The organism is Escherichia sp. E.sYA108, assembly GCF_011754335.1.
GTDB lineage: Bacteria > Pseudomonadota > Gammaproteobacteria > Enterobacterales > Enterobacteriaceae > Escherichia > Escherichia coli.
In genome coordinates this window covers 4,148,721-4,164,111 of the sequence record NZ_JAAQVZ010000001.1, presented here as the reverse complement: position 1 = coordinate 4,164,111, position 15,391 = coordinate 4,148,721, and the positions used below count along the sequence as shown (strand labels likewise).

Genomic DNA, 15,391 nt, shown 5'->3' with positions numbered 1-15,391 from the left:
AATCTGTCAGCAATTAGCGAAAACGCATTGAAAGGTCGAGTGCCTGTACGTGTTTAGTTAGCGCACCAACGGAGATAAAGTCCACGCCCGTTTCGGCAAATTCGCGCAGTGTTTTGTCAGTGACGTTGCCAGACACTTCCAGTAGCGCCTTGCCGTTGGTGCGTTTGACGGCTTCGCGCATCTGTTCTGTTTCGAAGTTATCCAGCATGATGATATCGGCACCTGCTTTCAGAGCTTCATCAAGTTCTTCCAGATTCTCTACTTCGACTTCTACTGGCGCATCCGGGTGCAACCAGGACGCTTTTTCGACCGCCTGGCGCACTGAGCCGGAGGCAATAATATGGTTTTCTTTGATCAGGAAGGCATCAGAAAGCCCCAGACGGTGATTCGCTCCGCCGCCGCAAAGTACCGCGTATTTCAGAGCTGAACGCAGGCCGGGTAAGGTTTTGCGCGTATCCAACAGCTGCGTGTTGGTGCCTTCCAGTAATTCGACATAGTGGCGTACCTTACTGGCAACTCCTGAAAGGGTTTGCACAAAATTAAGCGCAGTGCGTTCGCCCGTTAACAGCACGCGAGATGGGCCTTCAAGTTCGAACAAGGGTTGATTGGCGTTGATGACATCGCCGTCATCCACATGCCAGATAATGGTGACATCGTCGCCTGCCAGTTGAATAAACACCTCTTCAACCCAGCGTTTGCCGCAAAATACGCCATTCTCGCGGGTGATCACTGTGGCATGAGAGCGAGAGTTTTCCGGTAAAAGTTTTGCCGTAATGTCATTGTTGGCATCGACTGTTCCGCCTAAATCTTCCCGTAGCGCCTGGGCCACCGCGCCGGGGATATCGAGATTAATGCGTTCCAGCAGCTCGTCACGTCGGGTGTCAGGGTTATAGCGGCGAGGCGGCATGTTAAAACTCCAGATAGCTAACGAATCATAAGGTAGAAACATGCTACTCTGAACCGGGTATTAGCACCACATATAAGGAGATCCTGCATGTTGTTAGAACAGGGGTGGCTGGTTGGCGCGCGCCGCGTTCCCTCACCACATTACGATTGCCGCCCGGATGACGAAACACCCACCCTGCTGGTGGTGCACAATATTAGCCTGCCGCCAGGCGAGTTTGGCGGTCCGTGGATCGACGCATTATTCACTGGAACTATTGATCCGCAGGCGCATCCTTTCTTTGCTGAGATCGCCCATTTGCGCGTCTCCGCTCACTGTTTGATTCGCCGTGATGGTGAAATAGTCCAGTATGTTCCTTTCGATAAACGTGCCTGGCATGCGGGAGTCTCTCAGTATCAGGGGCGTGAACGCTGCAATGATTTTTCTATTGGGATTGAGCTGGAAGGCACCGATACGCTGGCGTATACCGATGCGCAGTATCAACAGCTTGCGGCGGTTACGCGGGCACTGATTGATCGCTATCCAGATATCGCTAATAACATGACGGGCCATTGTGATATTGCGCCGGATCGGAAAACCGATCCCGGCCCTGCATTTGATTGGGCACGGTTTCGTGCACTGGTCAGCAAGGAGACAACATGACGCTATTTACAACCTTACTGGTGTTAATTTTCGAGCGCCTGTTTAAGTTGGGCGAGCACTGGCAGCTTGATCATCGTCTTGAAGCGTTCTTTCGGCGGGTGAAACATTTTTCTCTCGGGCGCACATTAGGCATGACCATTATTGCGATGGGCGTGACTTTTTTACTGTTACGCGCATTGCAGGGAGTATTGTTCAACGTTCCCACGCTGCTGGTGTGGCTGCTGATTGGTTTGCTGTGTATTGGCGCAGGTAAAGTTCGTCTTCATTATCATGCTTATCTGACAGCTGCTTCACGTAATGATAGCCATGCCCGTGCCACGATGGCTGGCGAACTCACCATGATTCACGGCGTCCCGGCAGGCTGCGATAAACGTGAGTATTTGCGTGAGCTGCAAAATGCATTGCTGTGGATTAACTTTCGTTTTTATCTTGCTCCGCTGTTCTGGCTGATTGTGGGGGGAACCTGGGGACCCGTTACGCTGATGGGGTATGCGTTTTTGCGTGCATGGCAATACTGGCTGGCGCGATACCAGACGCCGCATCATCGTTTACAGTCCGGCATTGATGCCGTGCTTCATGTACTGGATTGGGTGCCGGTTCGTCTTGCGGGTGTGGTATATGCCTTGATCGGTCATGGTGAGAAAGCGTTACCGGCCTGGTTTGCTTCGCTGGGTGATTTCCATACTTCGCAATATCAGGTATTAACGCGTCTGGCACAGTTCTCTCTGGCGCGTGAACCGCATGTCGATAAGGTGGAGACGCCAAAGGCAGCGGTTTCAATGGCGAAGAAAACCTCGTTCGTGGTCGTGGTGGTTATTGCGCTACTGACGATTTACGGGGCGTTGGTGTAAAGATTATTGCCCTCACCCTGCACGGGTGAGGGCGTAGAGAGATTAATGCGCTTTTACGGCTTTGGCGGTTTTCTCTTTAAACAGATAGCCTATACCTAACACGATCAGCCATACCGGGATCAGGTATACCGAAATCGCCATTCCTGGGGTCATCAGCATAATCACCAGTACCGCCGCCATAAACAGCAGGCAGATCCAGTTACCCAGCGGATAAAGCAGGGCAGGGAAGCGAGTTACCACGCCTTGTTCTTGTTTGGCACGACGGAATTTCATATGCGCCAGACTGATCATCGCCCAGTTGATGACCAGTGCAGATACCACCAGCGCCATTAACAGTCCGAAAGCGGACTCTGGGGCAAGGTAGTTAATCAGTACGCACAATGCCGTAACCAGCGCAGACACCAGAATAGTGTTAACCGGTACGCCGCGTTTATCGACAGACGCCAGCGCTTTTGGCGCGTTCCCTTGTTGTGCCAGACCGAACAGCATACGGCTGTTGCAATATACGCAGCTGTTGTACACGGAGAGCGCAGCGGTCAGTACCACGATATTCAGCGCATTCGCTACAAAGGTATCGCCTAACTCGTGGAAGATCAGCACAAACGGACTGGTATCGGCGGTAACGCGGGTCCACGGCATTAGTGAGAGCAGAACGGCTAACGAGCCAATATAGAAAATCAGGATGCGGTAGATAACCTGGTTAGTTGCTTTCGGGATACTTTGCTCCGGGTTATCAGCTTCTGCTGCGGTGATCCCCACCAGTTCCAGACCACCGAAAGAGAACATGATAATCGCCATCATCATCACCAGACCGGTGAAGCCGTGTGGCAGGAAACCACCCTGATCCCACAGGTTGCTAACGCTCGCCTGCGGGCCGCCGTTGCCGCTGAATAGCAGCCAGGCGCCGAAGATGATCATCGCTACCACCGCGATAACTTTGATAATGGCAAACCAGAACTCCATCTCGCCAAACACTTTTACGTTTGTCAGGTTGATGGCGTTGATCACCACAAAGAACACGGCGGCAGAAACCCAGGTTGGGATTTCCGGATACCAGAACTGAATGTATTTACCCACGGCAGTCAGCTCTGCCATGGCAACTAAAACGTACAGTACCCAGTAGTTCCAGCCAGAGGCGAAACCGGCAAAACTGCCCCAGTATTTATAAGCAAAGTGGCTAAAGGAGCCTGCGACAGGTTCTTCGACCACCATTTCACCTAGCTGACGCATGATCAGAAAGGCGATAAAACCAGCAATGGCGTAACCCAGGATAATCCCTGGCCCTGCGGATTGTATTACGGAGGCGCTACCCAGGAATAGCCCTGTCCCTATCGCGCCACCCAGCGCGATAAGCTGAATATGGCGGTTTTTAAGGCCGCGCTTTAGCTGCTCGCCGTGCTGTTGACCTTCCATTATGAAACCTCGTGTTGTGTTGTTTTTTTGAACTACGCAGCAATGCGTGTGTAATTTTGTAATTCCGTTTGTTGTATTGGTTTCTTTACATTTTATGTAACTGAATTATGATGATAGTACTTTCAACTATCACAAGATAATGGTATATGCGCGAGAATGCACCTGCTTTATGTAGATGTGTTGATTTTCTGGATAAAAAAAAAGCAATTGTAAGTTTTTCATCACATTTAATAGATACTTTAAGTCTGATAACATACTGTTTTAACTAGCTATATGTCGGATTTGTCTGCCTGCTGAACACCATGCCTTAGCCACCAGCACAATAATCTTACAAAAGGTCATATAAGAATAAATAGATGTTAATAATACAATGGGGTTGTAACGCGAGTATTTAAATATAATATTGCGAGCTAAGTGAAAACGTTAAGTAATTGAAATAATTTTTCATTAAAAGCGTTTCTTATTGATCGAGAAATAAGTTTTCTATTTAATGCAAAAAAGTTAAGGATAAACGGGAATGAAATAAAGTGGGCGATATTGTTTACCTGAGAATAATCGGTGAGAAGCAGGGCGATATTTCTTCAGGCTGTGGGACGTATGCGTCGGTTGGTAATCGCTGGCAGGTTGGCCATGAAGATGAAATTTTTGCCTTTGCACTCACCAACGCCATTACCAGTACTGGTAAAGGCGTTAATCTACAGGGGCTACAATTTTGCAAACTCATTGATAAAAGCTCACCGCTACTGTCTAATGCCATCAATCAGAATGAGCGGTTATTTATTGAAATCGATTTGTATCGTATAAATAAAAGCGGGCGCTGGGAACGGTATTATTATATTCAGCTAAGAAATGCTTCATTAACTGCTATTCATGTAAACATTTCTGACAATAATCTTCCTACCGAATGTGTAAATGTTAATTATGACTACATATTATGCAAACATCTAATAGCCAATACGGAATTTGACTGGTTGGCCTTTCCTGCTGGCTATAATAGCTTATTTATTCCACCTAAAAACCCACCTGCCAGTAATCTTAACCCTGAGCCGCTACCAGTTGTTAACCTTCCACTCTCTCCACCAGCGGTTAAACCGGTCTATGCCAAATCCTGTCTGAAGGAGAAGGGATGTACAGATGCCGGAACGGCAGAAGAACCCGCTGAAAACTTCGGGCAAGTAGCGATTTTTGCTCTGCCAGTGGTTGATGACTGCTGTGGATACCACCATCCGGAGGCTAACGATGTTGGGCAACCCGCAGAAGCTCAAACCATGCTACTGTTTCCGGGTAGTGTGTTGGCGGCTCAAATATGGGGAAAATGGTCGCTCAGTGGCATACTCAGTGCAACCCGCGGCTCTTACATCGGTGCGTTGGCATCTGCTTTGTATATTCCCTCTGCGGGCGAGGGCAGTGCTCGTGTGCCTGGACGTGATGAGTTCTGGTATGAGGAAGAACTGCGCCAGAAAGCGCTTGCAGGCAGTACCGCCACTACCCGGGTGCGTTTTTTCTGGGGAACTGACATTCACAGCAAGCCCCAGGTATATGGTGTTCATACGGGTGAAGGTACGCCGTATGAAAACGTCCGCGTGGCGAACATGCTGTGGAACGAGGAGAGGCAGCGTTATGAATTTACCCCCGCTCACGATGTCGATGGCCCCCTGATTACCTGGACGCCGGAAAATCCGGAACATGGGAATGTTCCGGGCCATACCGGTAACGACAGGCCGCCGCTGGATCAGCCCACCATTCTGGTGACGCCGATTCCGGACGGCACCGATACCTATACCACGCCGCCATTCCCGGTTCCTGATCCGAAAGAATTCAACGATTATATTCTGGTTTTTCCGGCGGGATCCGGTATTAAGCCCATCTATGTTTACCTGAAGGAGGATCCGCGAAAGCTGCCTGGTGTTGTAACAGGGCGCGGCGTCCTGCTTTCACCAGGAACTCGCTGGCTGGATATGTCGGTATCCAATAACGGCAACGGCGCACCAATCCCGGCGCATATTGCTGATAAATTGCGCGGACGGGAGTTTAAAACCTTTGATGAGTTTCGCGAGGCGCTGTGGCTGGAGGTGAGTAAAGACTCAGTGTTATTGGCGCAGTTTATAAAAAGTAATCAGAATAACGTTAGTCAAGGATATTCCCCCTATGTCCCTGAGGAGGGGTATTATTACGGACCAAATGAGATAGTTAAGAAATTCCAGATACATCATGTAGTTGCTATAGAACATGGTGGTGGAGTGTATGATATTGATAATTTTAAGATTGTTACGCCCCGACTACATGATGAAATTCACTACAGGAGATAATGTATATGCGTGATTTAAAAGATAAAATATATTTTTACACAGAAGGTGAATTTCTTGAAATGCTTGAGGAGATAGTAAATGCAACTAGCAAAGATAAATCCCTAAAAGGGAAAAAATTAGAAAAATATCTCGATACCTTAGTGGATCATTTCATTAAAATTACTGAACATCCTAAAAAGGGAGATCTCATTTTCTATCCTAATTCCCAAGAAGATGGTGAACCTGAAAACATCCTGAAAATCGTCAAAGAATGGCGGCGTTCACAGGGGCTACCCTTGTTTAAAGACTCTAAATAAAGTAGATAATAAAACTATATATGAAACATCATCGCGTCTGGCTAATGCGATGATGTTAATAACATAAAATAATAATGTGGTTGCTCTTAAAAAACAGGTAAAAAATACTGAAATCATTTTATCAATTTCTCGCGTTCACCGATACCCTTTGGCTGGAGGTGAGTCAGTATCCGGAGTTGATAGCGCAGTTTTCAAGTGGTAACCAAACACGTATAAAACAAGGATTAACCGCAAAAGCACCTCTTGAAGGTTGGCATTATGGCCCTAAAGAAATCGTTAAAAAATTCCAGATACATCATCGTGTTGCAATTGAATATGGCGGCAGCGTATACGATATTGATAATTTACGAATTGTTACCCCCAGACTACACGATGAGATTCACTACAGGAGATAAATATGTTTAAAGAAAAGCTCGAAGATTATACCGAGGAGGAATTTCTTAATTTTTTAGGCGGATTGAGATCAACTATGAAAGATGGAAAGCCCTTAAAAGGTAAGGAGCTAGAAATGTACTGGGATTCATTAGTAGATCATTTTATTGAAATTACACAGCATCCGTCAGGGAGCGATCTAATTTTCTACCCTAAAAGTCAAGGAGATGATAAGCCTGAAAACATCCTGAAAATTGTCAAAGAATGGCGGCGTTCACAGGGGCTACCCTTGTTTAAAGACTCTAAACAAAGTAGATAATAAAACTATATGGAACATCATCGCGTCTGGCTAATGCGATGATGTTAATAACATAAAATAATAATGTGGGTGCTCTTAAAAAACAGGTAAAATACTGAAATCTCATTAGGTTATTTTATCAATTTCCCGCTTTCACCGATACCCTTTGGCTGGAGGTGAGTCAGTATCCGGAGTTGATAGCGCAGTTTTCAAGTGGTAATCAAACACGTATAAAACAAGGATTAATCGCAAAAGCACCTCTTGAAGGTTGGCATTATGGCCCTAAAGAAATCGTTAAAAAATTCCACATGTATCATTGTGTTGCGATTGAATATAGTGGCGAAATTTACGATATTGATAATTTAAGGAGGGCACACCTCATTTGCATGATGAAATTTATTACAGGAGATAGTTAAATGTATAATTTTAAAGATAAAATAGAAGATTACACAGAGCGGGAATTCATTGAGTTGCTTGGCGAGTTTACAAATCCAACCGGGGATAACGCTCAATTAAAAGGGGAAGAGCTTGACAAATATTGGGATGATCTAGAAGAACATCTTACCAGAATTACACAACATCCGTTGATGAGCGATCTTATCTACTATCCTGCAAAGAAGGGAGATGATAAACCTGAAAACATCCTGAAAATCGTCAAAGAATGGCGGCGTTCGCAAGGATTGCCTTTGTTCAAAGATTCAGAATGAACTCTAAACAGAATCTGTCACCTGAAAATCATCACGTTCTGGTTAAGTGATGATTTTCGCTACGAGAAGGTTACGGTGGCGATTGCAGTGATAATAAGCAATGTAAAAAGAAAACATAGGTAAATACTACCTTTCTCTCCTTCCCTGAACATTCATTTTACATATTAATTCACATAATTGAATTGTTATGCGTTTTGTTGCTTGGTGAATCGGTTCAGAGGAAATATTTTTTCGTTTCAATTCTGTTAAGGTCACCCCTTGGTGGGTAAATTTAACATTTGTGCATAGTTACAGCTTTGAAACGTTATATATGTCAAGTTGTTAAAATGTGCACAGTTTCATGATTTCAATCAAAACCTGTATGGACATAAGGTGAATACTTTGTTACTTTAGCGTCACAGACATGAAATTGGTAAGACCAATTGACTTCGGCAAGTGGCTTAAGACAGGAACTCATGGCCTACAGCAAAATCCGCCAACCAAAACTCTCCGATGTGATTGAGCAGCAACTGGAGTTTTTGATCCTCGAAGGCACTCTCCGCCCGGGCGAAAAACTCCCACCGGAACGCGAACTGGCAAAACAGTTTGACGTCTCCCGTCCCTCATTGCGTGAGGCGATTCAACGTCTCGAAGCGAAGGGCTTGTTGCTTCGTCGCCAGGGTGGCGGCACTTTTGTCCAGAGCAGCCTATGGCAAAGCTTCAGCGATCCGCTGGTGGAGCTGCTCTCCGACCATCCTGAATCACAGTATGACTTGCTCGAAACACGACACGCCCTGGAAGGTATCGCCGCTTATTACGCCGCGCTGCGTAGTACCGATGAAGACAAGGAACGCATCCGTGAACTCCACCACGCCATAGAGCTGGCGCAGCAGTCTGGCGATCTGGACGCGGAATCAAATGCCGTACTCCAGTATCAGATTGCCGTCACCGAAGCGGCCCACAATGTGGTTCTGCTTCATCTGCTAAGGTGTATGGAGCCGATGTTGGCTCAGAATGTCCGCCAGAACTTCGAATTGCTCTATTCGCGTCGCGAGATGCTGCCGCTGGTGAGTAGTCACCGCACCCGCATATTTGAAGCGATTATGGCCGGTAAGCCGGAAGAAGCGCGCGAAGCATCGCATCGCCATCTGGCCTTTATCGAAGAAATTTTGCTCGACAGAAGCCGTGAAGAGAGCCGCCGTGAGCGTTCTCTGCGTCGTCTGGAGCAACGAAAGAATTAGTGATTTTTCTGGTAAAAATTATCCAGAAGATGTTGTAAATCAAGCGCATATAAAAGCGCGGCAACTAAACGTAGAACCTGTCTTATTGAGCTTTCCGGCGAGAGTTCAATGGGACAGGTTCCAGAAAACTCAACGTTATTAGATAGATAAGGAATAACCCATGTCAGAACGTTTCCCAAATGACGTGGATCCGATCGAAACTCGCGACTGGCTCCAGGCGATCGAATCGGTCATCCGTGAAGAAGGTGTTGAGCGTGCTCAGTATCTGATCGACCAACTGCTTGCTGAAGCCCGCAAAGGCGGAGTCAACGTAGCTGCAGGCACCGGTATCAGCAACTACATCAACACCATCCCCGTTGAAGAACAACCGGAGTATCCGGGTAATCTGGAACTGGAACGCCGTATTCGTTCAGCTATCCGCTGGAACGCCATCATGACGGTGCTGCGTGCGTCGAAAAAAGACCTCGAACTGGGCGGCCACATGGCGTCCTTCCAGTCTTCCGCAACCATTTATGATGTGTGCTTTAACCACTTCTTCCGTGCACGCAACGAGCAGGATGGCGGCGACCTGGTTTACTTCCAGGGCCACATCTCCCCGGGCGTGTACGCTCGTGCTTTCCTGGAAGGTCGTCTGACTCAGGAGCAGCTGGATAACTTCCGTCAGGAAGTTCACGGCAATGGCCTCTCTTCCTATCCGCACCCGAAACTGATGCCGGAATTCTGGCAGTTCCCGACCGTATCTATGGGTCTGGGTCCGATTGGTGCTATTTACCAGGCTAAATTCCTGAAATATCTGGAACACCGTGGCCTGAAAGATACCTCTAAACAAACCGTTTACGCGTTCCTCGGCGACGGTGAAATGGACGAACCGGAATCCAAAGGTGCGATCACCATCGCTACCCGTGAAAAACTGGATAATCTGGTCTTCGTTATCAACTGTAACCTGCAGCGTCTTGACGGCCCGGTCACCGGTAACGGCAAGATCATCAACGAACTGGAAGGCATCTTCGAAGGTGCTGGCTGGAACGTGATCAAAGTGATGTGGGGTAGCCGTTGGGACGAACTGCTGCGTAAAGATACCAGCGGTAAACTGATCCAGCTGATGAACGAAACCGTTGACGGCGATTACCAGACCTTCAAATCGAAAGATGGTGCGTATGTTCGCGAACACTTCTTCGGTAAATATCCTGAAACCGCAGCACTGGTTGCAGACTGGACTGACGAGCAGATCTGGGCACTGAACCGTGGTGGTCACGATCCGAAGAAAATCTACGCTGCATTCAAGAAAGCGCAGGAAACCAAAGGCAAAGCGACGGTAATCCTTGCTCATACCATTAAAGGTTATGGCATGGGCGACGCGGCTGAAGGTAAAAACATCGCGCACCAGGTTAAGAAAATGAACATGGACGGCGTGCGTCATATCCGCGACCGTTTCAATGTGCCGGTGTCTGATGCAGATATCGAAAAACTGCCGTACATCACCTTCCCGGAAGGTTCTGAAGAGCATACCTATCTGCACGCTCAGCGTCAGAAACTGCACGGTTATCTGCCAAGCCGTCAGCCGAACTTCACCGAGAAGCTTGAGCTGCCGAGCCTGCAAGACTTCGGCGCGCTGCTGGAAGAGCAGAGCAAAGAGATCTCTACCACTATCGCTTTCGTTCGTGCCCTGAACGTAATGCTGAAGAACAAGTCGATCAAAGACAGGCTGGTACCGATCATCGCCGACGAAGCGCGTACTTTCGGTATGGAAGGTCTGTTCCGTCAGATTGGTATTTACAGCCCGAACGGTCAGCAGTACACCCCGCAGGACCGCGAGCAGGTTGCTTACTATAAAGAAGACGAGAAAGGTCAGATTCTGCAGGAAGGGATCAACGAGCTGGGCGCAGGTTGTTCCTGGCTGGCAGCGGCGACCTCTTACAGCACCAACAATCTGCCGATGATCCCGTTCTACATCTATTACTCGATGTTCGGTTTCCAGCGTATCGGCGATCTGTGCTGGGCGGCTGGCGACCAGCAAGCGCGTGGCTTCCTGATCGGCGGTACTTCCGGTCGTACCACCCTGAACGGCGAAGGTCTGCAGCACGAAGATGGTCACAGCCATATTCAGTCGCTGACTATCCCGAACTGTATCTCTTACGACCCGGCTTACGCTTACGAAGTTGCTGTCATCATGCATGACGGTCTGGAGCGTATGTACGGTGAAAAACAAGAGAACGTTTACTACTACATCACTACGCTGAACGAAAACTACCATATGCCGGCAATGCCGGAAGGTGCTGAGGAAGGTATCCGTAAAGGTATCTACAAACTCGAAACCCTTGAAGGTAGCAAAGGTAAAGTTCAGCTGCTGGGCTCCGGTTCTATCCTGCGTCACGTCCGTGAAGCGGCAGAGATCCTGGCGAAAGATTACGGCGTAGGTTCTGACGTTTATAGCGTGACTTCCTTCACCGAACTGGCGCGTGATGGTCAGGATTGTGAACGCTGGAACATGCTGCACCCGCTGGAAACTCCGCGCGTTCCGTATATCGCTCAGGTGATGAACGACGCTCCGGCAGTGGCATCTACCGACTATATGAAACTGTTCGCTGAGCAGGTCCGTACTTACGTACCGGCTGACGACTACCGCGTACTGGGTACTGATGGCTTCGGTCGTTCCGACAGCCGTGAGAACCTGCGTCACCACTTTGAAGTTGATGCTTCTTATGTCGTGGTTGCGGCGCTGGGCGAACTGGCTAAACGTGGCGAAATCGATAAGAAAGTGGTTGCTGACGCAATCGCCAAATTCAACATCGATGCAGATAAAGTTAACCCGCGTCTGGCGTAAGAGGTAAAAGAATAATGGCTATCGAAATCAAAGTACCGGACATCGGGGCTGATGAAGTTGAAATCACCGAGATCCTGGTCAAAGTGGGCGACAAAGTTGAAGCCGAACAGTCGCTGATCACCGTAGAAGGCGACAAAGCCTCTATGGAAGTACCATCTCCGCAGGCGGGTATCGTTAAAGAGATCAAAGTCTCTGTTGGCGATAAAACCCAGACCGGCGCACTGATTATGATTTTCGATTCCGCCGATGGTGCAGCAGACGCTGCACCTGCTCAGGCAGAAGAGAAGAAAGAAGCCGCTCCGGCAGCAGCACCCGCGGCTGCAGCGGCAAAAGACGTTAACGTTCCGGATATCGGCAGCGACGAAGTTGAAGTGACCGAAATCCTGGTGAAAGTTGGCGATAAAGTTGAAGCTGAACAGTCGCTGATCACCGTAGAAGGCGACAAGGCTTCTATGGAAGTTCCGGCACCGTTTGCTGGCACCGTGAAAGAGATCAAAGTGAACGTGGGTGACAAAGTGTCTACCGGCTCGCTGATTATGATCTTCGAAGTCGCGGGTGAAGCTGGCGCGGCAGCTCCGGCGGCTAAACAGGAAGCGGCTCCGGCAGCGGCCCCTGCATCAGCGGCTGGCGTGAAAGAAGTTAACGTTCCGGATATCGGTGGTGACGAAGTTGAAGTGACCGAAGTGATGGTGAAAGTGGGCGACAAAGTTGCCGCTGAACAGTCACTGATCACCGTAGAAGGCGATAAAGCTTCTATGGAAGTTCCGGCTCCGTTTGCAGGCGTCGTGAAGGAACTGAAAGTCAACGTTGGCGATAAAGTGAAAACTGGTTCGCTGATTATGATCTTCGAAGTTGAAGGCGCAGCGCCTGCGGCAGCTCCTGCGAAACAGGAAGCGGCAGCGCCGGCTCCGGCAGCAAAAGCTGAAGCCCCGGCAGCAGCTCCGGCTGCAAAAGCCGAAGGCAAATCTGAATTTGCTGAAAATGACGCTTACGTTCACGCGACTCCGCTGATCCGCCGTCTGGCACGCGAGTTTGGCGTTAACCTGGCGAAAGTGAAGGGCACCGGCCGTAAAGGTCGTATCCTGCGCGAAGACGTTCAGGCTTACGTGAAAGAAGCTATCAAACGTGCAGAAGCAGCTCCGGCGGCAACTGGCGGTGGTATCCCTGGCATGCTGCCGTGGCCGAAGGTGGACTTCAGCAAGTTTGGTGAAATCGAAGAAGTGGAACTGGGCCGCATCCAGAAAATCTCTGGTGCGAACCTGAGCCGTAACTGGGTGATGATCCCGCATGTTACTCACTTCGACAAAACCGATATCACCGAGCTGGAAGCGTTCCGTAAACAGCAGAACGAAGAAGCGGCGAAACGTAAGCTGGATGTGAAGATCACCCCGGTTGTCTTCATCATGAAAGCCGTTGCTGCAGCTCTTGAGCAGATGCCTCGCTTCAACAGTTCGCTGTCGGAAGACGGTCAGCGTCTGACCCTGAAGAAATACATCAACATCGGTGTGGCGGTGGATACCCCGAACGGTCTGGTTGTCCCGGTATTCAAAGACGTCAACAAGAAAGGCATCATCGAGCTGTCTCGCGAGCTGATGACTATTTCTAAGAAAGCGCGTGACGGTAAGCTGACAGCGGGCGAAATGCAGGGCGGTTGCTTCACCATCTCCAGCATCGGCGGCCTGGGTACTACCCACTTCGCGCCGATTGTGAACGCGCCGGAAGTGGCTATCCTCGGCGTTTCCAAGTCCGCGATGGAGCCGGTGTGGAATGGTAAAGAGTTCGTGCCGCGTCTGATGCTGCCGATTTCTCTCTCCTTCGACCACCGCGTGATCGACGGTGCTGATGGTGCCCGTTTCATTACCATCATTAACAACACGCTGTCTGACATTCGCCGTCTGGTGATGTAAATAAAAGAGCCGGCCCAACGGCCGGCTTTTTTCTGGTAATCTCATGAATGTATTGAGATTATTAGCGAATAGACAAATCGGTTGCCGTTTGTTGTTTAAAAGTTGTTAACAATTTTGTAAAATACCGACGGATAGAACGACCCGGTGGATAATGGGCGTCATAAAAAAAACGTCAGACCCGCCGGAGATAAATATATAGAGGTCATGATGAGTACTGAAATCAAAACTCAGGTCGTGGTACTTGGGGCAGGCCCCGCAGGTTACTCCGCTGCCTTCCGTTGCGCTGATTTAGGTCTGGAAACCGTAATCGTAGAACGTTACAACACTCTTGGCGGTGTTTGCCTGAACGTCGGCTGTATCCCTTCTAAAGCACTGCTGCACGTAGCAAAAGTTATCGAAGAAGCCAAAGCGCTGGCTGAACACGGTATCGTCTTCGGCGAACCGAAAACCGATATCGACAAGATTCGTACCTGGAAAGAGAAAGTAATCAATCAGCTGACCGGTGGTCTGGCTGGTATGGCGAAAGGCCGCAAAGTCAAAGTGGTCAACGGTCTGGGTAAATTTACCGGGGCTAACACCCTGGAAGTTGAAGGTGAGAACGGTAAAACCGTGATCAACTTCGACAACGCGATCATTGCAGCGGGTTCTCGCCCGATTCAACTGCCGTTTATTCCGCATGAAGATCCGCGTATCTGGGACTCCACTGACGCGCTGGAACTGAAAGAAGTACCAGAACGCCTGCTGGTAATGGGTGGCGGTATCATCGGTCTGGAAATGGGCACCGTATACCACGCGCTGGGTTCACAGATTGACGTGGTTGAAATGTTCGACCAGGTCATCCCGGCAGCTGATAAAGACATCGTTAAAGTCTTTACCAAGCGTATCAGCAAGAAATTCAACCTGATGCTGGAAACCAAAGTTACCGCCGTTGAAGCGAAAGAAGACGGCATTTATGTGACGATGGAAGGCAAAAAAGCACCCGCTGAACCGCAGCGTTACGACGCCGTGCTGGTAGCGATTGGTCGTGTGCCGAACGGTAAAAACCTCGACGCAGGCAAAGCTGGCGTGGAAGTTGACGACCGTGGTTTCATCCGCGTTGACAAACAGCTGCGTACCAACGTACCGCACATCTTTGCTATCGGCGATATCGTCGGTCAGCCGATGCTGGCACACAAAGGTGTTCACGAAGGTCACGTTGCCGCTGAAGTTATCGCCGGTAAGAAACACTACTTCGATCCGAAAGTTATCCCGTCCATCGCCTATACCGAACCAGAAGTTGCATGGGTAGGTCTGACTGAGAAAGAAGCGAAAGAGAAAGGCATCAGCTATGAAACCGCCACCTTCCCGTGGGCTGCTTCTGGTCGTGCTATCGCTTCCGACTGCGCAGACGGTATGACCAAGCTGATTTTCGACAAAGAATCTCACCGTGTGATCGGTGGTGCAATTGTCGGTACTAACGGTGGTGAGCTGCTGGGTGAAATCGGCCTGGCAATCGAAATGGGTTGTGACGCTGAAGACATCGCACTGACCATCCATGCGCACCCGACTCTGCACGAGTCTGTGGGCCTGGCGGCAGAAGTGTTCGAAGGTAGCATTACCGACCTGCCGAACCCGAAAGCGAAGAAGAAGTAATTTTTCGTTTGCCGGA

At 49.2% G+C, this 15,391-nt stretch carries 14 protein-coding genes; 12 read left to right on the top strand and 2 right to left on the bottom strand.

Annotated elements, in window-relative coordinates:
- Positions 1-13: 13 nt before the first annotated feature.
- Positions 14-907, bottom strand: coding sequence for a carboxylating nicotinate-nucleotide diphosphorylase (gene nadC, locus HBM92_RS19960; protein ID WP_001135168.1), 894 nt, complete (start codon positions 905-907; stop codon positions 14-16).
- Positions 908-994: 87 nt separating this feature from the next.
- Here nadC and ampD point away from each other — a divergent pair, with 87 nt between their 5' ends.
- On the top strand, positions 995-1,546 hold the full coding sequence (gene ampD, locus HBM92_RS19955; RefSeq protein ID WP_000923726.1) for a 1,6-anhydro-N-acetylmuramyl-L-alanine amidase AmpD: 552 nt from the start codon (positions 995-997) through the stop codon (positions 1,544-1,546).
- Entirely contained in the window at positions 1,543-2,397 is an 855-nt protein-coding gene (ampE, locus tag HBM92_RS19950) for a beta-lactamase regulator AmpE (RefSeq protein ID WP_000172013.1), read from the top strand. The genes ampD and ampE overlap by 4 nt, the downstream gene beginning before the upstream one ends.
- Before the next feature lie 42 nt (positions 2,398-2,439).
- Here ampE and aroP read toward each other — a convergent pair whose 3' ends face one another.
- Positions 2,440-3,810 (bottom strand): aromatic amino acid transporter AroP, encoded by a 1,371-nt coding sequence (gene aroP / locus HBM92_RS19945; RefSeq protein ID WP_000399017.1) that lies wholly within the window; start codon positions 3,808-3,810, stop codon positions 2,440-2,442.
- Between the two features lie 527 nt (positions 3,811-4,337).
- On the opposite strand from aroP, the gene tssD reads away from it, so the two are divergent.
- The 10 genes from tssD (at position 4,338) to lpdA (ending at position 15,375) form a co-directional block, all read left to right on the top strand.
- Entirely contained in the window at positions 4,338-6,119 is a 1,782-nt protein-coding gene (gene tssD / locus HBM92_RS19940; RefSeq protein ID WP_000502506.1) for a type VI secretion system tube protein TssD, read from the top strand.
- A gap of 5 nt (positions 6,120-6,124) precedes the next feature.
- Positions 6,125-6,415, top strand: coding sequence for a bacteriocin immunity protein (locus HBM92_RS19935; RefSeq protein ID WP_001519352.1), 291 nt, complete (start codon positions 6,125-6,127; stop codon positions 6,413-6,415).
- Positions 6,416-6,573: 158 nt separating this feature from the next.
- Positions 6,574-6,810: an HNH endonuclease signature motif containing protein gene (locus tag HBM92_RS25915; protein ID WP_001304492.1), complete on the top strand. Its 237-nt coding sequence runs from the start codon at positions 6,574-6,576 to the stop codon at positions 6,808-6,810.
- Between the two features lie 2 nt (positions 6,811-6,812).
- Positions 6,813-7,106: a bacteriocin immunity protein gene (locus HBM92_RS19930; RefSeq protein ID WP_000471926.1), complete on the top strand. Its 294-nt coding sequence runs from the start codon at positions 6,813-6,815 to the stop codon at positions 7,104-7,106.
- A gap of 155 nt (positions 7,107-7,261) precedes the next feature.
- Entirely contained in the window at positions 7,262-7,501 is a 240-nt protein-coding gene (locus tag HBM92_RS19925; RefSeq protein WP_001304491.1) for a hypothetical protein, read from the top strand.
- Complete coding sequence (locus HBM92_RS19920; protein ID WP_000282228.1) at positions 7,502-7,792, top strand: bacteriocin immunity protein; 291 nt, start codon at positions 7,502-7,504, stop codon at positions 7,790-7,792. It abuts the gene before it with no gap.
- 455 nt (positions 7,793-8,247) lie between these two features.
- The gene (pdhR, locus tag HBM92_RS19915; protein ID WP_000331776.1) at positions 8,248-9,012 is read left to right on the top strand and encodes a pyruvate dehydrogenase complex transcriptional repressor PdhR; all 765 of its coding nucleotides are present in this window, start codon (positions 8,248-8,250) and stop codon (positions 9,010-9,012) included.
- A 160-nt stretch (positions 9,013-9,172) separates the two neighbouring features.
- On the top strand, positions 9,173-11,836 hold the full coding sequence (aceE, locus tag HBM92_RS19910; RefSeq protein ID WP_000003823.1) for a pyruvate dehydrogenase (acetyl-transferring), homodimeric type: 2,664 nt from the start codon (positions 9,173-9,175) through the stop codon (positions 11,834-11,836).
- A gap of 14 nt (positions 11,837-11,850) precedes the next feature.
- The gene (gene aceF, locus HBM92_RS19905; protein WP_000963501.1) at positions 11,851-13,743 is read left to right on the top strand and encodes a pyruvate dehydrogenase complex dihydrolipoyllysine-residue acetyltransferase; all 1,893 of its coding nucleotides are present in this window, start codon (positions 11,851-11,853) and stop codon (positions 13,741-13,743) included.
- Between the two features lie 207 nt (positions 13,744-13,950).
- Positions 13,951-15,375, top strand: a complete 1,425-nt coding sequence (gene lpdA / locus HBM92_RS19900) for a dihydrolipoyl dehydrogenase (RefSeq protein WP_000102485.1) — start codon at positions 13,951-13,953, stop codon at positions 15,373-15,375.
- Positions 15,376-15,391: the final 16 nt, after the last annotated feature.